21 protein-coding genes and 1 pseudogene are annotated in these 20,715 nt (G+C 71.2%); 10 read left to right on the forward strand and 12 right to left on the reverse strand.

Going from position 1 to position 20,715, the window contains the following annotated elements; translation table 11 throughout:
• Window positions 1-29 precede the first annotated feature (29 nt).
• Complete coding sequence (locus ACIOJD_RS03065; protein ID WP_401907912.1) at window positions 30-626, reverse strand: suppressor of fused domain protein; 597 nt, start codon at window positions 624-626, stop codon at window positions 30-32.
• 431 nt (window positions 627-1,057) lie between these two features.
• On the opposite strand from ACIOJD_RS03065, the gene ACIOJD_RS03070 reads away from it, so the two are divergent.
• Together ACIOJD_RS03070 and ACIOJD_RS03075 are read left to right on the forward strand one after the other, a co-directional pair.
• Window positions 1,058-2,182, forward strand: coding sequence for a magnesium and cobalt transport protein CorA (locus tag ACIOJD_RS03070; protein WP_401907913.1), 1,125 nt, complete (start codon window positions 1,058-1,060; stop codon window positions 2,180-2,182).
• Between the two features lie 56 nt (window positions 2,183-2,238).
• Window positions 2,239-2,766, forward strand: a complete 528-nt coding sequence (locus tag ACIOJD_RS03075; RefSeq protein WP_401907914.1) for a hypothetical protein — start codon at window positions 2,239-2,241, stop codon at window positions 2,764-2,766.
• A 41-nt stretch (window positions 2,767-2,807) separates the two neighbouring features.
• Here ACIOJD_RS03075 and ACIOJD_RS03080 read toward each other — a convergent pair whose 3' ends face one another.
• A complete protein-coding gene (locus tag ACIOJD_RS03080; protein WP_401907915.1) occupies window positions 2,808-3,509 on the reverse strand; it encodes a hypothetical protein in 702 nt (233 codons plus the stop codon).
• 294 nt (window positions 3,510-3,803) lie between these two features.
• Here ACIOJD_RS03080 and ACIOJD_RS03085 point away from each other — a divergent pair, with 294 nt between their 5' ends.
• From ACIOJD_RS03085 to ACIOJD_RS03095, 3 genes are read left to right on the forward strand one after another with little or no spacing between them, the layout of a single operon-like run.
• A complete protein-coding gene (locus ACIOJD_RS03085) occupies window positions 3,804-5,129 on the forward strand; it encodes a magnesium transporter MgtE N-terminal domain-containing protein (protein WP_401907916.1) in 1,326 nt (441 codons plus the stop codon).
• A complete protein-coding gene (locus ACIOJD_RS03090; protein WP_401907917.1) occupies window positions 5,119-5,718 on the forward strand; it encodes a DUF1003 domain-containing protein in 600 nt (199 codons plus the stop codon). The genes ACIOJD_RS03085 and ACIOJD_RS03090 overlap by 11 nt, the downstream gene beginning before the upstream one ends.
• Window positions 5,719-5,760: 42 nt before the next feature.
• Window positions 5,761-6,921 (forward strand): Mrp/NBP35 family ATP-binding protein, encoded by a 1,161-nt coding sequence (locus ACIOJD_RS03095; RefSeq protein WP_401877411.1) that lies wholly within the window; start codon window positions 5,761-5,763, stop codon window positions 6,919-6,921.
• A 219-nt stretch (window positions 6,922-7,140) separates the two neighbouring features.
• Here the strand turns inward: ACIOJD_RS03095 and ACIOJD_RS03100 are convergent, their stop codons facing one another.
• The 5 genes from ACIOJD_RS03100 to sigE form a co-directional block, all read right to left on the reverse strand.
• Entirely contained in the window at window positions 7,141-7,806 is a 666-nt protein-coding gene (locus ACIOJD_RS03100) for a hypothetical protein (RefSeq protein ID WP_401907918.1), read from the reverse strand.
• Between the two features lie 117 nt (window positions 7,807-7,923).
• Window positions 7,924-8,391, reverse strand: a complete 468-nt coding sequence (locus ACIOJD_RS03105; RefSeq protein WP_401907919.1) for a sec-independent translocase — start codon at window positions 8,389-8,391, stop codon at window positions 7,924-7,926.
• A gap of 153 nt (window positions 8,392-8,544) precedes the next feature.
• Entirely contained in the window at window positions 8,545-10,431 is a 1,887-nt protein-coding gene (locus ACIOJD_RS03110; RefSeq protein ID WP_401907920.1) for a trypsin-like peptidase domain-containing protein, read from the reverse strand.
• A 101-nt stretch (window positions 10,432-10,532) separates the two neighbouring features.
• Window positions 10,533-11,414 carry an anti-sigma factor family protein gene (locus ACIOJD_RS03115; RefSeq protein WP_401907921.1) on the reverse strand — a complete coding sequence of 294 codons (882 nt, stop codon included), beginning with the start codon at window positions 11,412-11,414 and terminating at the stop codon, window positions 10,533-10,535.
• The gene (sigE, locus tag ACIOJD_RS03120) at window positions 11,411-12,169 is read right to left on the reverse strand and encodes an RNA polymerase sigma factor SigE (protein ID WP_401907922.1); all 759 of its coding nucleotides are present in this window, start codon (window positions 12,167-12,169) and stop codon (window positions 11,411-11,413) included. Before sigE ends, ACIOJD_RS03115 begins: the two co-directional genes overlap by 4 nt.
• Window positions 12,170-12,310: 141 nt before the next feature.
• Between sigE and ACIOJD_RS03125 the strand changes: the two are divergent.
• Window positions 12,311-12,977, forward strand: a pseudogene (locus tag ACIOJD_RS03125) (O-methyltransferase).
• Between the two features lie 224 nt (window positions 12,978-13,201).
• On the opposite strand, the gene ACIOJD_RS03130 reads toward ACIOJD_RS03125, so the two are convergent.
• A complete protein-coding gene (locus tag ACIOJD_RS03130) occupies window positions 13,202-13,369 on the reverse strand; it encodes a DUF3117 domain-containing protein (RefSeq protein ID WP_003966491.1) in 168 nt (55 codons plus the stop codon).
• Between the two features lie 312 nt (window positions 13,370-13,681).
• On the opposite strand from ACIOJD_RS03130, the gene ACIOJD_RS03135 reads away from it, so the two are divergent.
• Window positions 13,682-14,485, forward strand: coding sequence for an enoyl-CoA hydratase/isomerase family protein (locus ACIOJD_RS03135; protein ID WP_401907923.1), 804 nt, complete (start codon window positions 13,682-13,684; stop codon window positions 14,483-14,485).
• Between the two features lie 52 nt (window positions 14,486-14,537).
• On the opposite strand, the gene ACIOJD_RS03140 is transcribed toward ACIOJD_RS03135, so the two are convergent.
• Both ACIOJD_RS03140 and ACIOJD_RS03145 read right to left on the reverse strand, forming a co-directional pair.
• Window positions 14,538-15,122, reverse strand: a complete 585-nt coding sequence (locus ACIOJD_RS03140; RefSeq protein WP_401907924.1) for a DNA-3-methyladenine glycosylase I — start codon at window positions 15,120-15,122, stop codon at window positions 14,538-14,540.
• Window positions 15,119-15,472: a DivIVA domain-containing protein gene (locus tag ACIOJD_RS03145; RefSeq protein WP_401907925.1), complete on the reverse strand. Its 354-nt coding sequence runs from the start codon at window positions 15,470-15,472 to the stop codon at window positions 15,119-15,121. Before ACIOJD_RS03145 ends, ACIOJD_RS03140 begins: the two co-directional genes overlap by 4 nt.
• A gap of 122 nt (window positions 15,473-15,594) precedes the next feature.
• Here ACIOJD_RS03145 and folP point away from each other — a divergent pair, with 122 nt between their 5' ends.
• Entirely contained in the window at window positions 15,595-16,467 is an 873-nt protein-coding gene (folP, locus tag ACIOJD_RS03150) for a dihydropteroate synthase (RefSeq protein ID WP_401907926.1), read from the forward strand.
• A 131-nt stretch (window positions 16,468-16,598) separates the two neighbouring features.
• Here the strand turns inward: folP and ACIOJD_RS03155 are convergent, their stop codons facing one another.
• Both ACIOJD_RS03155 and dapE read right to left on the reverse strand, forming a co-directional pair.
• A complete protein-coding gene (locus tag ACIOJD_RS03155; RefSeq protein ID WP_401907927.1) occupies window positions 16,599-17,354 on the reverse strand; it encodes a TIGR00730 family Rossman fold protein in 756 nt (251 codons plus the stop codon).
• A 91-nt stretch (window positions 17,355-17,445) separates the two neighbouring features.
• A complete protein-coding gene (dapE, locus tag ACIOJD_RS03160; protein ID WP_401907928.1) occupies window positions 17,446-18,525 on the reverse strand; it encodes a succinyl-diaminopimelate desuccinylase in 1,080 nt (359 codons plus the stop codon).
• 243 nt (window positions 18,526-18,768) lie between these two features.
• On the opposite strand from dapE, the gene ACIOJD_RS03165 reads away from it, so the two are divergent.
• A complete protein-coding gene (locus tag ACIOJD_RS03165) occupies window positions 18,769-19,806 on the forward strand; it encodes a hypothetical protein (protein ID WP_401907929.1) in 1,038 nt (345 codons plus the stop codon).
• Window positions 19,807-20,139: 333 nt separating this feature from the next.
• Window positions 20,140-20,559 (forward strand): ATP-binding protein, encoded by a 420-nt coding sequence (locus ACIOJD_RS03170; RefSeq protein ID WP_401907930.1) that lies wholly within the window; start codon window positions 20,140-20,142, stop codon window positions 20,557-20,559.
• The last annotated feature ends 156 nt before the right edge of the window (window positions 20,560-20,715 follow it).

Genomic DNA, 20,715 nt, shown 5'->3' on the forward strand with positions numbered 1-20,715 from the left:
CGCGCCGCTTCCCCGCGCCTTCCGCCGCGTCAGTCCAGCACCACGGACCGGCGCAGCGGATCGCGCAGATCCGTCCCGTGCGCCAGCCAGCGCTCCTGAAGCTCCTGCGCGCCCCTGACCCTTTTCCACGCCGCCTCGTTCGGCGTCATCGGCAGCAGCGGCAGGAACCGCACGGGCTCCAGGGGCTCGTCCAGCTCCAGGTCCGCCACCAGCCCGCCGGGCTCCCCGACCAGTACGGAGCTGAACGGCGCCCCCGGCCACAGCGGCTCCCCGAGGTCCAGCGAACTGCCCGGAGCCACGATCACGCCCTCGACCTGCGGAGACGCGGCCAGCACCGCCAGCGGGCGCAGCACCTGGTCGGTGTCGGCGAGCCCGGCCCGTACCGAAAGCACCAGCTCGGCGCGCGGTCCGCGCTCCGGATCGGCGAGCACCGCCGACGGATCGGTCATCGGCTGCGCCGCCATCCCGAGTGTGACGTAGCGCACCACATCGGCCGCGCCCTCCGGGTCCAGGAAACGGAGCACCTCGATGCGGTCCGTCCCCAGGAAAGTCACCGCCGCGCGCGCGTCCGGGACGCCCAGCACCGTACGTAGCCGGGCTTCGACCAGACCGAGAATTTCTTCCATGCGGGGAGCATAGATCGCGTAAGGATTGGGCAAGAGGCCAGATTGACTCTTGCTCAGCTGTTAGTCTTGGGCGCTGGTCGGGACAGCACGCAGAAGCGTTGCTCTCCAGTCCCGACATCACGTCATCCCCCACGGGGGACCGGCCGGAGGAGGTGGGGCTGCGGTGGATCGAAGTCACCCGGCCAGTACCAGCCGCTCTTCCGCACGAATTTCCTCCGCGTCCGCCTGACGGTTTCCCGTCTCATTCGTCCAGGCTCACGGCATCCGCACAGCGGAAGAGCGCTTCTCTCATTTGCTTGCGTTTGTGCCTGTCTGTAGCGAACGCCGTCACCGCGAACCCGCGGTGCCGCCCGCTTTGCGGACGTAGCCTCACGTCCTCATTCCGGGCTGTGCCACACCTCGCCGACGGCTTCTGCGTGAAGGAGCCCGCCATGTCGATGATCCGTGACCTGCGAGAAGCGGTCCGCCCGTCCCTGCGCAAGAACAACGCCGCGTACAGCAAGTACGACACGTACGACGCGACCCGGGACCCCTCCGCGTCGAGCGCGGTCGTCGACTGCGCGGTCTACCGCGACGGCCGGCGGGTCGTACAAGATCCCTGCGTCACCCCGCACGAGGCGATGCTGCGCGTGCGCGAGGGCGGCGGCTTCGCCTGGATCGGCCTCCACGAGCCGACCGAGGAGGAGTTCGCCGGTATCGCGGCCGAGTTCGGGCTGCACCCGCTGGCCGTGGAGGACGCGGTGCACGCGCACCAGCGGCCCAAGCTGGAGCGGTACGACGACACCCTGTTCACCGTCTTCAAGACCATCCACTATGTCGAGCACACCGAACTGACCGCGACCAGCGAGGTGGTCGACACCGGCGAGGTCATGTGCTTCACCGGCCGCGACTTCGTCATCACCGTCCGGCACGGCGGCAGGGGCTCGCTGCGCAATCTCCGCCACCGCCTGGAGTCGGACGCCGAATTGCTCGCCAAAGGTCCTTCGGCCGTGCTGCACTCCATCTCCGACCATGTCGTCGACGGGTACGTCGCGGTGGCGGGGGCCGTGCAGGACGACATCGACGAGGTCGAGATCGATGTGTTCTCGGCACCCGCGAAGGGCGGCCCGCGCGGCTCGGACGCCGGGCGGATCTACCAGCTCAAGCGTGAGGTGCTGGAGTTCAAGCGGGCCGTCTCGCCGCTGCTGCGGCCGATGCAACTGCTGAGCGAGCGGCCGATGCGGCTGATCGACCCGGACATCCAGAAGTACTTCCGTGATGTCGCCGACCACCTGGCCCGGGTGCACGAGCAGGTCATCGGCTTCGACGAACTGCTCAACTCGATCCTCCAGGCGAATCTGGCGCAGGCGACGGTCGCGCAGAACGAGGACATGCGCAAGATCACGTCCTGGGCGGCCATCATCGCCGTACCGACGGCCGTCTGCGGGATCTACGGCATGAACTTCGAGCACATGCCGGAGTTGCAGTGGCGGTTCGGCTATCCGATGGTGCTCGTCGCGATCGGCATCACCTGCCTGACGATCCATCGGACGCTCAAGCGCAACGGGTGGCTCTAGAGTCTTTCGACCGCGGCCCCGTAACGCCGTCTCCCGCCGCTGGATAGGCTGCCCGCATGACAGAACCGCAGCTCGGCCAGGCGCTCGTCGAGGAGGCCACCAAGAAGTCCGCCCTCATCTGGGTGCGCGGCTCGGAACCGGCCCGTGCGCTCTGGCACATCTGGCACGAGGGCGCGGCGCTGCTGGTCGGGGACGGTCCCGGGGAGCAGCCGCTGCCGGGGCTCGTGGACGGCGTCGCGGCCGAGGTGACCGTACGCAGCAAGGACAAGGGCGGCCGGCTCGTCGCGTGGACGGCGGCGGTCACCGAACTCCCGCCGCGCTCGGAAGCCTGGGAGAGCGCCGTCGCCGAGCTCAAGGGCAAGCGGCTCAACGCGCCGGACGCCGAGGTCATGACCGAGCGCTGGGCACGTGAGTGCCGGGTGCTGCGGCTGGTGCCCCAGGACGCGATCACCGAACTGCCCCAGGGCTCCGGAGCGGCCGTACCGCTGCCGACCGGGGCGACGACCCGTGAGCCCGCGCCCGCGTCGCTGGGACGGCTGCTGCTGAAGCGCGGCAAGGGCGGCAAGGGAAGGAAGCGGGGCTGAGCCCTCGTCGGCCGCGGGAGCCCGTGGGTGCCCCGGGAAGGTCAGTCGGCCGACCCCGGAAGCCTGCTTCCGTAGTCGACGGTCTGCTCCTTGGCCGGGGCCTCCAGCTCGAAGTCCTTGCCCCAGTCGGCCAGGGTGACCGTCCCCGCGCCGCCCGCGCGTACCAGTTGCAGGGGGTACGGCGTGCCCTCCAGCGAGACGTCCAGCGTCCCGCCGGCGCCCTCGCTGCCGTTGACCTTGATGGTCCGTACGCCGCCGATCCTGTCCCGGTCGCCCTTGCTCAGCTCTCCGTGCAGCGTCAGCAACCCGCCGAGAAGCACGCTCTTGTCCGTGAAGCCGCTCAGCTGCTTGTACGACGGGTCCTCCTGCGGGACCTTCACGTACTTGTCCGAGAGCTTTCCGGCGACCGAGGCGTCCTCGGCGCTCCCGGACTCGTCGTCCGCGTGCTTCCAGAACCCGGCGTCGGCCTTCAGGTAGAGGGTGTCCTCGATACGCAGCAGCTGGAACGTGCTGCTCTTCGAGGTGACCGAGCCCATGCCGCCGTTCTCCTTGAGCCGCATGTTGAGCTTGTACGTCTGGCCCTTGCTGACCAGCGAGCCGGAGAGACGGACCGCGCCCGCCGCGCCCGCGGCCGCCTGTGCCCTCTTCTCGATCTGGGTGGCGGTGAGTTTCCCGGCGCCGTTCGTCCCCTTGTCCGGGTCCTCGTCCTCGCCGCACGCGGTGAGCAGCGCGGCCAGTCCCACACAGAGCGAGGCGGCGAGAGCGGCTCTACGGGCACGGCCTGACGACGGGAGAACGGACAAGACGCACTGCCTCTCAAACGCGCGCGGGGGGTGGCAGACCGCAGCGTACCCGGGCCGGACGCAGCTCTCGACAGAGAGCCGTACAGGTGGATCCGCCAAGGCGTACCGCAGCGGTACGGGCTAGCCTGAACCCGTTATCCCTGTGGATAAAGGGACATTCGGCGACACGTTCCAGGCGGAGCGGACAGCACGGAGCGCTGAGCCGGGACGGCACGGAGCAAGGAGGCGCTCGGCATGCCAGCAGTCGCCCCGAGGGTCTTCGTCTCCCATCTGGCCGGTGTGCCGGTCTTCGATCCCAGCGGCGACCAGGTGGGGCGGGTCCGGGACCTGGTGGCGATGTTGCGGGTCGGCCGACGCCCGCCACGGCTGATCGGGCTGGTCGTCGAGGTGCTCAGCAGACGCCGGATCTTCCTGCCCATGACCCGGGTCACCGGCATCGAGTCGGGTCAGGTGATCACCACGGGCGTGGTCAACGTACGGCGCTTCGAGCAGCGGCCGACCGAACGCCTGGTCCTCGGCGAGCTGCTCGACCGCCGGGTGCGGCTGGTGGAGAGCGACGAAGAGGTGACGGTGATCGATGTCTCCGTCCAGCAGCTGCCGGCCCGCCGGGACTGGGAGATCGACAAGGTCTTCGTACGGCGTGGCAGGAAGGGCGGCGCGCTGCGGCAGATGGCCGGGCGCGGAGGCCTTCCCTGGAAGGGCGGTGGCGGACGGCGGACGGGCGAGGCGCTGACCGTCGAGTGGTCGGCGGTCACCGGCTTCTCCCTGGAGGAGGAAGGGCAGGGCGCGGAGAGTCTCGTCGCCACCTTCGAGCAGCTGCGTCCGCTCGATCTCGCCAACGCGCTGCACCATCTGACGCCCAAACGGCGGGCCGAGGTGGCCGCCGCCCTCGACGACGACCGGCTCGCGGACGTCCTGGAGGAGCTGCCCGAGGACGACCAGGTGGAGATCCTCGGCAAGCTCAAGGAGGAGCGCGCGGCCGACGTCCTGGAGGCGATGGACCCGGACGACGCGGCCGATCTGCTCTCCGAGCTGCCCGAGGCGGACAAGGAGCGGCTGCTGACCCTGATGCGGCCGAACGACGCGGCCGACGTACGGCGGCTGATGGCGTACGAGGAGCGAACCGCGGGCGGCCTGATGACCACCGATCCGATCGTGCTGCGGCCTGACGCGACGGTGGCGGACGCGCTGGCCCGGGTACGGCAGCAGGACCTCTCCCCCGCACTCGCGGCGCAGGTCTACGTGTGCCGCCCGCCGGACGAGACCCCGACCGGCAAGTACCTGGGCACGGTCCACTTCCAGCGGCTGCTGCGGGACCCGCCGTACACACTGGTCAGCTCGATCGTGGACAGCGACCTGCCGCCACTCCCCCCGGACACCCCGCTGCCCGAGGTCACCAGCCATCTCGCGGCGTACAACATGGTCGCGGTGCCCGTCGTGGACGACACCGGGGCACTGCTCGGCGCGGTGACGGTCGACGACGTGCTCGATCACCTGCTGCCGGACGACTGGCGCGAGGCCGGCTTCCACGACCTGGGGGAGGTGCCCGGTGGCGACTGAGCGCCAGGACAAGGAGCGCGGCCGGGAGCACCCGAAGGGCCGTTCCGGCGCCGGGTCGACCGCGCTGGCGCGCGGCGGCCGGGTACGGCTCGACCAGCCGCGCGCCCCGCAGCGCAAACTCCTGCCCGAGTACGACCCCGAGGCCTTCGGGCGGCTCTCCGAACGGGTCGCCCGCTTCCTGGGGACGGGCCGCTTCATCGTCTGGATGACCCTGATCATCATCGTGTGGGTGATCTGGAACATCGCGGCCCCGCGCCCGCTGCGCTTCGACCCGTATCCGTTCATCTTCCTGACCCTGATGCTCTCGCTCCAGGCCTCGTACGCCGCGCCGCTGATCCTGCTGGCGCAGAACCGCCAGGACGACCGGGACCGGGTCACCCAGGAGCAGGAACGCAAGCAGAACGAGCGCTCGATCGCGGACACCGAGTACCTGACCCGGGAGATCGCGGCGCTGCGGATCGGCGTGGGAGAGGTCGCGACCAGGGACTGGATCCGCTCCGAGCTCCAGGATCTGGTGCGGGACCTGGTGGAGCACCGGGTCGTCTTCCCGACGGAGGGCGGGCACGGGCGTGAGGAATCCGACCGCTGACGGATTTTCCCCGGGCGGCCCGGCGCGCCGTACCATCTCCGTATGGCTACCGACACGTACGGAACCGCCGTCCCCGCGGAAGAAGCGGTGCGCGACGCGCTGGCGACGGTGAACGACCCCGAGATCCACCGGCCGATCACCGATCTCGGCATGGTGAAATCGGTGGATATCGGTGCCGACGGCGCGGTGGCTGTCACGGTCTATCTCACGGTGTCCGGCTGCCCGATGCGCGACACCATCACGCGCACGGTGACGGACGCGGTCGCCCGGGTCGAGGGTGTCACGCGCGTCGACGTGACGCTGGATGTGATGGGCGACGAGCAGCGGCGCGAGCTGGCGGCCTCGTTGCGCGGCGGGACCGCCGAGCGCGAGGTGCCGTTCGCCCAGCCCGGCTCGCTGACCCGGGTGTACGCGGTGGCCTCGGGCAAGGGCGGGGTCGGCAAGTCCTCGGTGACGGTCAACCTGGCGGCGGCGATGGCGGCCGACGGGCTGAAGGTCGGTGTGGTCGACGCGGACATCTACGGGCACAGCGTGCCCCGGATGCTCGGCGCCGACGGCAAACCCACCCAGGTCGAGAACATGATCATGCCGCCGTCGGCGAACGGCGTGAAGGTGATCTCCATCGGCATGTTCACGCCGGGCAACACGCCGGTGGTGTGGCGTGGACCGATGCTGCACCGCGCGCTCCAGCAGTTCCTCGCGGACGTCTACTGGGGCGACCTCGACGTGCTGCTGCTGGACCTGCCGCCGGGGACCGGCGACATCGCGATCTCGGTGGCGCAGCTGGTACCGAACGCCGAGATCCTGGTGGTCACCACCCCGCAGCAGGCCGCGGCCGAGGTCGCCGAGCGGGCCGGCTCCATCGCCGTACAGACCCACCAGAAGATCGTCGGCGTGGTCGAGAACATGTCGGGCCTGCCCTGCCCGCACTGCGACGAGATGATCGACGTCTTCGGTACGGGCGGCGGGAAGCTGGTGGCCGAGGGGCTGACGAAGACGACCGGCGCCACGGTGCCGGTGCTGGGTGCGATCCCGATCGACGTACGGCTGCGGGAGGGCGGCGACGAGGGCAAGCCGATCGTCCTCTCCGACCCGGACTCGCCGGCGGCCACGGCGCTGCGCGAGGTCGCGACCAAGCTGGGCAGCCGTCAGCGCGGCCTGTCGGGCATGTCGCTGGGAGTCACCCCGCGCAACAAGTTCTGAGTCCGCGGCGCCGGCCGGGCGCTCGGGCCCCGGGCGCTCGGGCCCCGGGCGCTCGGACCCCGGCACCGGGACCACAGGTAAGGGGCGACCGCCATTGCGGTCGCCCCTTACTCATGCGCGCGGTGTGCGCCGGTGGGCGCGTGGTGTGCCGCCCTCACAGGCCTGCCTGCGCGCCGTACGACCGGCCTGCCTGCGCGCCGTATGCACGACCGGGCCTGCCTACGCGCCGTACGACCTGATGTCGGCGATCACCGAGAAGCCGAGCCCGTACGCGCTCATCCCCCGTCCGTACGCGCCCAGATGGACGCCGCCCTCCGTCGAACCGGCCAGCACCCAGCCGAACTCGGACTCGCGGTAGTGGAAGGGCGTCGCCACCCCGTCGACGGGCAGCGAGAGCGACGACCAGGCGGCTCCGTCGAGATCGTCCGCCAGCTCGAACGCGGCCTCCGTCTGCTGCTTCAGCCAGTCGTCGCGCAGGGTGTGGTCCAGCTGCACGGGCCAGGTGGAGGACAGCAGCCCCGCCCCGGCCAGCCAGGCCGCCGAGGAGGCCGTGGTGGCGTCCAGCTGGCCCCTGCCGTCATTGGTGGTGCGTTCGGGGCTGGTGGCCACCGTGACGACCACAGCGAAGCGTTCCTTCTCCACACTGGCGGCGTCCGGTCTTATCGACGGCTCCTCGCCGTGGCCCGTCGCGCCGTGCCGCACGGTGCCGTCGGCGGTGGCGCCGACCTGCATCAGCCAGCGTGGCCCGGTGAAGGCCTCGTCCAGTCCGTACCAGGGGAAAGCAGCGCGCAGATAGTCGGCGGCCGTACGGCGGCCCGTGAGCATGCCCTCGGCGGTGGATGAGCTGGCGGCGCTCCGCGCCCCTGCCTGACTCGTCGTCTCCATCTGGCCGGCGCCTCCTCGATCTCGTGCGTCCGCAGCGGCCCGCCCTCGACGGGCGCCTCACTGCCGGACAGATGGAGGATAGCCACCCGGTGCCCGACTCGTAGGGATAGGCGGTGCTCAGGTGGCGTCTGCGTCGAAAGGCGGCCGGACGGGCTGATCCGGCGTGTCGCGCTTCTTGAGCAGATCGGGGGTGCCCGCGGAACCGCTCGCGGAGGCCACCGGAGCCGCCGGTGTGTCCGACGCGGCGGAGTCGCTCTCCCGGCCGTTCACCGCGTCCGTGACGTCGGAGATCTCCTTACGGAGGTCGAAGCTGCTGCGGATCTCCTTCAGCCCGTATTCGTCGTCGCCGTCCATCAGCTGCTTGCGGACGAACGCCTTGGGGTTCAGGTCCTCGAACTCGAAGTCCTTGAACTCGGGGCCCAGCTCGGAGCGGATGTCTTCCTTGGCGCTCTCGGAGAACTCACGGATCTTGCGGATGAAGCGCGAGGCGTCCTGGATGACCTTGGGCAGCTTCTCCGGACCGAAGACAAGGATGGCAAGGACCACGATCGTGACCAGTTCGAGGCCACCGACGTCATTGAACACCTTGCTGCTCCTTCGGTTCTCCGTGCCCGCAAACGGGGTCGAGGTGGTCGGACGGGGTCGAGGTCGTCGTCGTCCTGGCCTGAGACGGGTCAAGGGTCCGGGCCGCTCCACGGTACCCGCCCGACCTGTACGGGCGGTACCTCCGGGTGACCTTCAGGTGCCGGACGCCGAGCCCAGGGCCAGTGTGACGGGCCGTTCCTTGCCGCCGCGGACCACGGTCAGCCTCAGCCGGTCGCCCGGCCGGTGGGCACGGATCTTGACGATGAGTTCCTCGCCGCTGTGCACCCGCTGGCCGTTCACCTCGGTGATGACGTCCCCGGGCCTGATCCCGGCCTTGGCCCCGGGGCCGCCGGTGGTCACGGCGGGACCGCCGTCGGCTGCCTTGGCGCCGACCCGGGCGCCGTCCCCCGCGTAGTCCATGTCGAGGCTGACGCCGATCACGGGGTGCGTGGCCCTGCCCGTGTTGATCAGCTCCTCGGCGACGCGCTTGCCCTGGTTGATGGGTATGGCGAAGCCGAGACCGATGGATCCGGACTGGCCGCCTTCGAGGCCGGAGCCGCTGTCCGCCGCGCGGATCGCGCTGTTGATGCCGATGACGCGGGCGCGGGCGTCCACCAGCGGACCGCCGGAATTGCCGGGGTTTATCGGGGCGTCGGTCTGGAGCGCGTCCACATAGCTGATGTCGCTGCCGTCGCCCTTCTCCCCACCGGCGGTGATGGGGCGCTCCTTGGCGCTGATGATCCCGGAGGTCACCGTGTTGGACAGGTCGAAGGGGGCGCCGATGGCCACCACCGGGTCGCCGACCCGGACGGCGTCCGAGTTGCCCAGCGGCAGCGGCTTGAGCCCGGAGACCCCGGTCACCTTGACGACGGCCAGGTCGTAGCCGCTGTCGTTGCCCACCAGCTCGGCCTTGGCGGTCTCGCCGCCGCTGAACGTGACGGATATCTCTCCGGCGGACGACGCGGGAGAGACGACATGGTTGTTGGTGAGGATGTGGCCCTGCCGGTCGAGGACGAAGCCCGTACCGGTGCCCTGCTCGCCGTTGCCGCTGACATGCAGGGTGACGACGCTGGGCAGGGCGCTGGCGGCGATGCCCGCGACGCTGTCGGGGGCCCGGCCACCGGACTCCCCGCTCGACTGCGGGAGTTCGACGCTGGTGAGGCCGCCGTTGCGTTCGACGTACGCGCCGGCCGCGCCGCCCACGACACAGGCGGCGAAGCCGAGAAGCAGCGCGGCGGCGAGCCCGGCGCGCCGCCGCTTCGGGCGCGGCTCACCGTACTGGGTCAGCGGCTGCTGTCCGGGTGCGGAGCCGGGGCTGCTCCAGGGGTCGTACTGGAGCCACTGCGACGCCGGGAACGGGGGATGGGCCGCGGCCGGGGACTGAGGCTGCGGATGGCTCCCGGACCCCGGCTGCCGAAAGCCCTGCGGATGGGGCTGCGCGGCGTCCTGGGGCGGCTGTGGGACGGGCGGAGCGGGCGGGACGGTCCCGCTGTCGTGGGCGCCGTGCGATGCGGCGTACGGCGGCGGGACGGGCGGCAGTTGAGTGCCGTGCGCCGGGGTGGGGCGCTGTACGGGCGGTGCGAGCGCCCAGGGCCCGGGACCGCCGTAGGGAGGTGTGCTGTACTCGTCGGGCTCGTGCAGCGGCTGCGGGCGCCCCTGCCGGGGTACGGGTCCCTCGCCGACGGACGCCCGCGCCGGACCGGAAGGGGGCGGGGCCGCGCCGGGAGAGGGCGAAGGCGGATCGGCCGGCAGCGGGAGCGGATCGGCGGGAACGGGAGCCGGATCGGCGGATATCCACCCCTCGTCGGCGGCCACCGGAGCCGGTCCGGACCGCGTCGGCACCTGATCGGCGGGCACCGGCACATCAACCGGCGCGTCAGCCGCTACATCGGCTGACGCGTCGTCAGTGCGCGGGAGTGGCGACGTCGTCGCCCCGTCGCCACGGGCGGGCGGCACCTCGGGCTCCGGCGATACCGCGCGTCCCGCTGAGGGACGGCTCCACCACTTCGCCTTGGGTCCGGTGGGCTTCCCGTCGTCCATGTTCTCCCCGCAACTGCCGTTCCGCGCCCGGCCGGGGGCGCCCCTGCAGGGGATTCAACCAGGTTTACGAATGTCCGCGCAGGGACCTGGTGCCACACCGGTCAGCGCCGGGGGGAAACCGGTACGGAAGGCAGTGTCGGGGCGGCGAGCTGGGTGGGGCGCGGCGTGGTCGTGGGGCCGCCACCGGCAGCCGCGTCGATCCGGAGGACCGGGCCGGGGGGCTGGATCAGCGGCCCCGGCGTGGAGCTGGGCAGGACCCCCGTCGAGAACGCGCGCTCGGAGAGCGTCTGCGCCTGGAACATGCCGGGAGGAGCGGCGGCGACCGGACGCTCGGCGGACTGCGACTGCTTTCCGTTGCCGCCCCCACCGCCCTGACGGCGGTTGGATTCGCTGCCGACGGAGACCGGGACCGTGGTGCCGGGGGCCCGCATGGGGGTCACGTTGTTCCCCACACCGCGCGGAAGGGTGTCGGCGGCCGTGCCGAGCGGCATCGTCCCGCCGAGGGCCATCGCGGCGAACGACACCGCGCTGGCCGCCGCGAAGGCGAAGCGCCGTCCACGCCACGGCGACCGCTCGGCCTCCTGGCGCCCGATCTCATGGATCCGGAAACCGGAGTCACTGGGAAGCGTGGCCGCGTGGGCACCGGCGGGCAGATAACCGAAACCGGCCGCGCGCACACCGAAGACGCCGTCACCGAAGCGGCCCCCGTCGAAGAGTCCTTTTCCGTCGTCGTCATCTCCGGGCAGTCCGCCGGGAAGTGCCTGGAGTCTGGAGAGCAGCCCGGCGGAGGGGGCCGGCGGAGCGCTCTGCGCGAAGACACTCTTCAGCCGGCGCTGGGCGTCGGCCTCCGCCTTGCACTGGCCACAGGTCGCCAGATGGGCCAGCACACGCTCACGCGCGTCATGGTCCAGCTCCCCGTCCACCAGCGCGGCGAGTCGGTCCCCCAGATGATGCTCTGCGGGGGTCGAACTTGTGCCACTCACGCCGCTCCGCCCTCCCCCGCCACGCTCACAAAGGCGCGCTGCTCGGCCCGAGCCTCGGGGGAACGGTGCGAGAGGGCCGTGCGCAGATGCGAGCGGCCACGGTGGATCCGGCTGCGTACGGTGCCGAGCTTCACGCCGAGCGTGGCCGCGATCTCCTCGTAACTGAGCCCCTCGATGTCGCAGAGCACCACCGCGGCACGGAACTCGGGCGCGAGCGTGTCCAGCGCCTGCTGGACGTCCGCGTCGAAGTGCGTGTCGTGGAAGACCTGTTGGGGCGACGGCTCACGGCTGGGCAGCCGCTCGGCCGCGTCGTCACCGAGCGCGTCGAAGCGGATCCGCTGCTTGCGCCGGACCATGTCGAGGAAGAGATTGGTGGTGATGCGGTGCAGCCAGCCCTCGAAGGTGCCGGGGGTGTAGGTCGACAGCGAGCGGAAGACTCTGACGAAGACTTCCTGGGTCAGGTCCTCGGCGTCGTGCTGGTTGCCCGTAAGGCGGTAGGCGAGGCGGTAGACACGTCCGCTGTGCGTGCTGACGATCTCCTCCCAGCTGGGGGGAGTCCACGCCTGCGATTCCGCATCCGATGCGAAGGTCGCGGTAACTGCGGAGTCGTTGGAGCGAGGCCGGTCAGCAATGTTGGTCACGGATTTCGGCTCGCCGACTGACCTGAGAAAGCGCTTGAGCACTCCTCCCCGATCCACAGGCGCAGCCGCACCTCCCCTATCGGCTCTGGTGGTGTCCAGTGGAGCCCCTACCATAGCCACTCCGCCCGTTAGCTCCGGATAAGAATCTTTGCGCGGATTTCTGCCGGCGACCCGGCCTCGATCCACGCGTTCCTCTGCCTCTCATAACGCCTGGTCCCATCTGCGGGTTCCCGGGCACAGCGGATACAGTCACCGTTGCGCCGACAACGGGGACAAGGAGAGGGTCATTACCGCCAACCGGCAGACGAGCTGGGCGTTCGCCGACGCCTTTGTCGCCGAGGACGAAGCACTGCGCTGGGCCCGTGACCGGGCCCGGGAGACAGGGCTCCGCTCGGTGTCACCAGGCACCGGCGCAGCGCTGCGTCTGCTCGCGGCCACGCTGGACGCGAAGGCGGTGGCGGAGATCGGCACGGGGACCGGTGTCTCGGGGACGTACCTGCTCCTGGGCATGCGCCCGGACGGCGTCCTGACCACGGTCGACACCGAGCCCGAGCGCCAGCAGTTCGCGCGGCAGGCCTTCCGCGCCGCCGGCTTCGCCGGCAATCGCGCCCGCTTCATCCCCGGCCGCGCCCTGGACGTACTGCCGCGCCTCGCGGACGGCGGGTACGACCTCGTCTTCTGCGACGGCGACCGCCTCGAGTGCCTCGACTATCTCGCTGAATCGTTGCGTCTGCTCAGGCCCGGCGGCCTCGTCTGCTTCGAGGGCGTGTTCGCCGACGGCAGGACCGTGGACTCGGCGGCCCAGCCCGCGGAGGTGCTGCGCGTGCGGGAGTTGCTACGGACCGTACGGGAGAGCCAGGAACTGCTTCCGTCCCTGCTGCCGGTGGGCGACGGCCTGCTCTGCGCGGTACGGCGCGGCTGAACCGACGCGTGCCCGCGTCCGTACGCCGCGGGCCGAACGCGCGATCGCGGCCGGAACGCGCGGAATCTCGTGCCCGTACCCCTCAGGACCGTGGCCGTACTCCCCCAGGCCCCGTACGCCCCCAGGACAGAGCGCTGCCCCGGTACGGACTCTCGTCGGTACCGGGGCAGCTACGGTGGTGCCGGTCCGGGGGTGACCCACCCCGAAGTCTGTGAGCGTTCCGCTCAGCCGACGACCTTCTTCAGCGCGTCGCCGAGTGCGTCCGCCTCGTCCGGAGTCAGCTCGACGACAAGCCGACCGCCGCCTTCGAGCGGAACGCGCATGACGATGCCCCGCCCCTCCTTGGTCACCTCGAGCGGGCCGTCGCCCGTTCGCGGCTTCATGGCCGCCATGCTCGTTCCCCTTCCTGAAACCAGCTCATCGCAGCCGGCGGCCCCATGACAGGCGCTGTGTCACCGGCATCGAACACATTGCTTCAGCTCATTATCCCGCATGGCGGGACCCGATGACCAACATCGGACGGCATCGCTTGCGCAACGCGCTCTCGCAAAACCACGCAATTCGGCGATCCGCCTGCGATACTTCGCCACCCCGCACGCCGCCGGAACCCGACTTTCTTAGACGCAGGTCACATGACCGACGGTACGCACCTCCGCCATGCTGGGCCCGGACAGGACCGTCCGAGCCGCAAAGGGGACCCGATCATGGCCGACACCGTGCTGTACGAGGTGAGTGACGGACTCGCAACGATCACGATCAACCGGCCCGAGGCCATGAACGCGATGAACATCGCGGCAAAGGCCGCCCTCCGGGACGCGCTGCTCTCCGCGGCCGCCGACACCGCCGTACGCGGCGTCCTGCTGACCGCCTCCGGCGACCGCGCGTTCTGTGTGGGCCAGGACCTCAAGGAACACGTGGCCCTGCTCGAAAGGGACCGTGAGACGGGTACCGGCGACACGATGAGCACGGTGCGCGAGCACTACAACCCGATCCTGCGGGCGATCACCGAGATGCCCAAGCCGGTGGTCGCGGGCGTCAACGGGGTCGCGGCGGGCGCCGGCCTCGGCTTCGCCCTCGCGGCGGACTACCGGATCGTCTCCGACACCGCCGCGTTCAACACGTCCTTCGCGGGGGTGGCGCTGACCGCCGACTCCGGCGTCTCGTGGACACTGCCCCGCCTGATCGGCCGCGCCCGCGCCACGGACCTGCTGCTGTTCCCCCGGTCGGTCCGGGCCGCCGAGGCGTACGAATGGGGCCTGGTGAACCGCCTGGTCCCGTCGGCCGAGCTGGCGTCCGAGGCCACCGCCGTGGCCCGCGCGCTGGCCGAGGGCCCGACGCTCGCGTACGCGGCGATCAAGGAGTCCCTGGCCTACGGGGCGGAGCACTCACTGGCGGAGACGCTGGACAAGGAGGACGAACTCCAGTCGAGGGCGGGGTCGTCGCAGGACCATGGGATCGCGGTGAAGGCGTTCCTGTCCAAGGAGAAGCCGAAGTACGTGGGCGGTTAGGAACGGTCCGGTGGGTACGGGGCCTCTCCCGCCCCGTACCCACCGGGCGGCGCTACGCCTCGCGCATCGCGCAGTCCGCCAGGTGGTCGTTCACCAGCCCGCACGCCTGCATCAGCGCGTACGCCGTCGTCGGCCCCACGAACCGGATGCCACGCTTCTTCAGTGCCTTGGCCAGGGCCGTGGACTCGTCCGTCACCGCCGGGACGTCCGCCGTCGTCCTCGGCGCCGGGCGCTTCGCGGCGTCGGGTGCGTACGACCAGATCAGGCCGTCCAGCTCGCCCGTGGACCAGTCCGCGAGAACCCGTGCGTTGGCCATCGTCGCGTCGACCTTGGCGCGGTTGCGGATGATGCCCGGGTCGGCGAGCAGCCGCTCCCGGTCCGTGCCGGTGAACTCCGCCACGGACGCGATCCTGAAGGAGTCGAAAGCGGAGCGGAAGGTCTCCCGGCGGCGCAGGATCGTGATCCAGGACAGCCCCGACTGGAACGCCTCCAGGGACAGCCGTTCGAACAGGGCGTCGTCGCCGTGGACCGGGCGGCCCCATTCGGAGTCGTGGTACGCGAGGTAGTCCTCGGTGGACAGGCCCCACGGGCAGCGGGGCCGTCCGTCGGGACCCGGCTCGGTGGCGCCGTCGGTCATCGGCCGGTCTCCTCTCCCGGCCTCTTGAAGAGGTCGGGCGACGACACGGCGGTCGCCTGTGCCCCGGCCAGCGCCGACTCCAGCTCCGCGATCCGCGCGTCCCGCTCCGCGAGCTCCGCGCCGAGACGGCCGAGCACATCGTCCACATCCGCCATCCGGTAGCCGCGCAGGCCGACCGGCAGCCGGAGGGCGTCGACATCGGCGCGGCCGACCGGACGGGTCGCGGGCAGGGGGTCCACCAGCTGTTCCGGGGTGGTCTCCGGCAGGAGCGCGCGATCGCCGCCGCCGACGACCGCGAGCGTGACCGCGGCGACGACCACGACCATCGCGATGAGCAAGAACAAGAACACGAGCTTCTCCCCTGGCAGGAAAACGTCCTGTCCCGATCGTGCCATGAGCCACTGACAGTTAAGACCGGGCCGTTCAGGACGGTTAAGGTCGCAGGCGTACGAACGCGAGGAGGGCACAGGGGATGCGCAGCGGGACTCTGCGGCTGGGACGGCGGGAATTCGACACGCACGAGCCGGTGATCATGGCGATCGTCAACCGGACCCCGGACTCCTTCTACGACCAGGGCGCGACATTCCGCGACGAACCGGCCCTCGACCGCGTCGAGAGAGCGGTGTCGGAGGGTGCCGCGATCATCGACATCGGCGGGGTGAAGGCGGGGCCCGGCGAAGAGGTGACGGCCGACGAGGAGGCTCGCCGTACGGTCGGCTTCGTCGCCGAGGTGCGGCGCCGCTACCCGGACGTGGTGATCAGCGTCGACACCTGGCGGCACGAGGTCGGCGAGGCCGTCTGCGAGGCGGGCGCGGATCTCCTCAACGACGCGTGGGGCGGGGTGGATCCGGCGCTGGCCGAGGTCGCCGCCCGGTACGGCGCGGGGCTGGTCTGTACGCACGCGGGCGGCGCGGAGCCGAGGACCCGGCCGCACCGGATCGCGTACGACGATGTGGTGGCGGACATCCTGGAGGTGACGCTGGGGCTGGCCGAGCGCGCCGTGGAGCTGGGCGTCCGCAGGGACGGGATCATGATCGATCCCGGTCATGACTTCGGCAAGAACACCCGCCACTCGCTGGAGGCCACCCGTCGGCTGGACGAGATGGCCGAGACCGGCTGGCCGGTCCTGGTCTCGCTGTCCAACAAGGACTTCGTCGGCGAGACGCTCGACAAGCCGGTCAAGGAGCGCCTGCTCGGCACGCTGGCGACGACGGCGGTGTCGGCGTGGCTCGGGGCGCGGGTCTACCGCGTCCACGAGGTCGCCGAGACGAAGCAGATCCTGGACATGGTGGCGACGATCGCGGGCCACCGTCCCCCGGCGGTGGCCCGCCGGGGCCTGGCCTGACCGGGCCGGCCTCGGCGGCCGGCGGGCCGGTGGGCCAGGAGTCCGGCCCTGCGCCGCGCAGGTTGGCGGGCTGAGGGCGAGGACCGGCCGGACAGGGCCCAAGGGCTGTCCCGCAGCCCCCGGCGGTGGCCTCAGCCGTCGTGGCCGGTCTCCTTCGTGACCAGCGCGACCGCCTCGTCCACGTCGTCCGTGACATGGAAGAGCAGCAGGTCCTTCTCGGAGGCCTTGCCCTGCGCCACGACCGTGTTCCGCAGCCAGTCCACGAGGCCGCCCCAGTACTCCGTACCGAAGAGCACGATCGGGAAGCGGGTCACCTTGCGGGTCTGGACCAGGGTGAGCGCCTCGAACAGCTCGTCCAGCGTGCCGAGGCCGCCCGGCAGGACCACGAAGCCCTGCGCGTACTTCACGAACATCGTCTTGCGGACGAAGAAATAGCGGAAGTTCACGCCGATGTCGACATGCGCGTTGAGTCCCTGCTCGAAGGGCAGCTCGATCCCGAGGCCGACGGAGACACCGTCCGCGGCCCGCGCGCCCTTGTTCGCCGCTTCCATCGCGCCGGGGCCACCGCCCGTGATCACCGCGAATCCGGCGTCGACCAGGGCCCCGCCGATACGGGTGGCCGCCTCGTACTCCGGTGAGTCCTGCGGGGTACGTGCCGAGCCGAAGACGCTGATGGCGCTGGGGAGTTCGGCGAGAGCGCCGAAGCCCTCGACGAACTCCGACTGGATGCGCATGACCCGCCAGGGATCGGTGTGCACCCACTCGGAGTCGCCTTCGGTGTCCAGCAGCCGCTGATCGGTCGTACCGGGCTGAACCTGCTCGCGACGGCGGATCACCGGGCCGAGCCGCTGTTCCTCAGGCCTTTGTTCTCCGTCAGGCATGCCCATGACCTGCTCCTTCCGCTGCTGTGCTTCGTACCCGGCAAGAGTAGGTCCCTGGAGGTGACAAACGGCGAAATTCCGGCAGTCCGTCCGCTGCTCACTTGGTGAGCCAGTCACGCAGCCGGTTCTCGCAGTGGTCGATCCGCTCGACGGCCACATGCTCGTCGCGCTTGTGGGCGAACATCGGGTCACCGGGGCCGTAGTTCACCGCGGGCACTCCGAGCGCGCCGAAACGCGAGACGTCCGTCCAGCCGAACTTCGGCTTCGCGGTGCCGCCGACGGCGGCCATGAAGGCGGCGGCGGCAGGGTGCGAGAGCCCCGGCAGGGCCGCACCCGAGTGGTCGTCCACGATGAACTCCGCGACGCCGCAGTCGGCGAAGACCTCCCGGACATGGGCGATGGCCTCGTCCTCTCCGATGTCCGGCGCGTAGCGGTAGTTGACGACGACCGTGCAGACGTCGGGGATCACATTGGTGGCGACGCCGCCCTCGATGCCCACCGCGTTGAGGCCCTCGTGGTACTCCAGTCCGTCGATGACCGGCCGACGCGGTTCGTACCGGGCGAGCCGCTCCAGGATCGGTGCCGCGGCGTGAATCGCGTTGGACCCCATCCAGCCGCGCGCGGAGTGCGCCCGCTCCCCGGCCGTACGGAGGTGGACCCGCAGCGTGCCCTGGCAGCCGCCCTCGACCTCGCCGTCGGACGGCTCCAGCAGGATGGCGAAGTCACCTTCCAGCCAGTCCGGGTGTGCCTCGGCCACATGCCCGAGACCGTTCAGATGCCCGGCGACCTCTTCGTTGTCGTAGAAGACGAAGGTGAGGTCGCGGTTCGGCTCGGGGACCGTCGCCGCGATCCGCAGCTGTACGGCGACGCCGGACTTCATGTCGCTGGCGCCGCAGCCCCACAGCACCCCGTCGGCGTCCAGCCGCGAGGGCACGTTGTCGGCGATCGGGACGGTGTCGATGTGCCCCGCCATGATGACCCGCTCGCCGCGGCCCAGCCGCGTGCGCGCCACGATGTTGTTGCCGTGCCGGTCGACGGTGAGATGCGGCAGGCCGCGCAGCGCCTGCTCGATCGCGTCGGCGAGGGGCTTCTCGTCGCCGCTGACCGAGGGGAAGTCGATGAGGCGAGCGGTGAGTGACGGGCCGTCCAGCGTGAGGTCAAGCGGGGTCTCAGACATGGTTCGACCCTAATGCCCCTCCCGAGCGCTCCTCCCGAGTGCTCCTGCCTAGCGCTCCTCCCCGGTGCTTCTCCGCTCCCGCCCTGGCGCTCGTCCGCTCCCGCCCGAGCACGCTTTCCGTTCCCGCCCGAGCACGCTTCTCCCTGGGTCGCACACGGCCGCTTTCCGCACTCGCGCACGTGCCCTGTACGCATGTCCAGAACTCGGACTTCGGGGCTCTCCGACTCCAGTAGCGTGACCCCCGTGCCCGAGACCGCCGCCCCCTTCCGCCACCGCCGCCTCCTGCGCATCGGGGTCGCCCTCGCCGTGCTGCTGGCCGTGGCCGGGTACGTGGTGGTCCAGTATTTGAGCGCCGTCATGGGCACGCCACAGTGCGTGGTGCGCGCCACGGACACGCCGGGTGGCGACAGCCCGTCGTACGAGATGGCCCCGGACCAGGCCGCGAACGCCGCGACGATCTCGGCGGTCGGTACGACCCGCGGGATGCCCGAGCGCGCGATCACAATCGCGCTGGCGACCGCCCTTCAGGAGTCGGCGCTGCGCAATCTGGACCACGGCGACCGGGATTCCCTCGGGCTCTTCCAGCAGCGCCCCTCGAAGGGGTGGGGCACCGCCGCGCAGATCCGGGATCCGGTCTACTCGGCCGGGGAGTTCTACGCCCATCTCGTCAAGGTTCCGGGGTATTCGCGACTGCCGCTCACGGAGGCGGCACAGCGCGTGCAGCGCAGCGGTTTCCCGCAGGCGTACGCGAAGCACGAGCCGGACGCCACGCTGCTGGCGGCGGCGCTGACCGGCCGCTCGGCCGCCTCGCTGACCTGTACCGCGCCCGGCGACAGCGACGTGCCCGGGGACCCGGCGAAGGTGCGGACCGCGCTGGTCAGGGCCTTCGGGTCCGGCGTGCTGCCCGCCGAGCAGCCGGCCGAGCGGGCGAGGCCTTCGGGCGGCACCGCCGTGGTCTCCGTGCCCGTACGGGCCGCTTCGGCTTCGGCACAGGACGCGGCATCGGGCGGCGGCGAGCGCCGCGACGCGGTCGGCGGCAACTCCGACAACGGCGACTTGGGCAGCGGCGGCTCGGACAACGGCGGCTCGGCCTCGCAGCGCGGCTGGGAAGTGGCCCAGTGGGCGGTGGCGCAGTCCACCGCCCTGCGCATCGACGAGGTCGCCTACGCGGGCCGGGTGTGGAGCGCGAAGGAGGCGCACCAGGGCTGGCGGACAGCCGACGGCTCGGCGGCCGACCGGAAAACCGCCTCGCAAGAGGTACGTATTCGCACCGCGCGATAGTCCTCGACAGTCTTCGTACGAGGTTCGAATTCGCACCGCGCGGGAGTACGACCGATCGCCCGGACGGACGAGCCCCGTCCCCCGCCGACGCCCTGTTTTCCGATGATTCGGCAGCGCGCGCCCCGTCGACCGCATCCCACGCATGACCTGCGAAGTGACGATTCGTCACCCGTTCCCGAACACCATCCTTTGACCGTTTTTATCCGTACCCGATAATGCGACGCATTGCCAACTCTTTACCTTCGTTCACCGCAACCTTCACCGCCCTCCGAGGGGTTGTCACTGCGTCCGATCGACGGACACGCACCGTTCTCTCCCTCTCGAAGGAGCATCATGTCCCTCCCCCTGACCCGCCGGATCGCCCGCGCCGCGCTGCTCGTCGCGGCAGGCGCAGCACCCGTGGTCGGTGCGGCCGGCTCCGCGAGCGCGGCGGCACTGCCGCAGACCACCGACCTCGGCGCGATCACCTCGCTCGACGGCGCCTCCCTGGGCAACACGGTCGACAGCGGCGCGCAGACGGTGACCAAGGCCGCCGGCGAAACCGGCGGCAACGCCGTCAAGAAGGGCGTCCCGGCCGTGGGCAAGACCGTCGGCAAGACCGCCAAGACGGCGACCCCCGCCGTGCAGAAGGCGGCCGGTCAGACCGCCGGCGGCGCCGGTGAGGCGCTGGGTGGCGCCGCCAAGTCCACCACGGGTGCCGCTCCGGGCGGCCTGCTCGGCGGCCTGCCGACGAAGGGCCTCTCACTCGGCTGACCCATCGTTCGCCTGTACATGGAGGGGCGGGGGGGGGGGGGGCCGCCCCCCCCCCCCCCCCCCCCCCCGGGCCCCCCCCCCCCCCCACCCCCCCCCACACCCCCCCCCCCCGCCCCCCCCGCCGGGGCCCGCCGCGCCCCCCCCCCCCCCCCCGCC

This window comes from Streptomyces sp. NPDC088116 (assembly GCF_044741745.1).
In the GTDB taxonomy this organism is placed as follows: domain Bacteria; phylum Actinomycetota; class Actinomycetes; order Streptomycetales; family Streptomycetaceae; genus Streptomyces.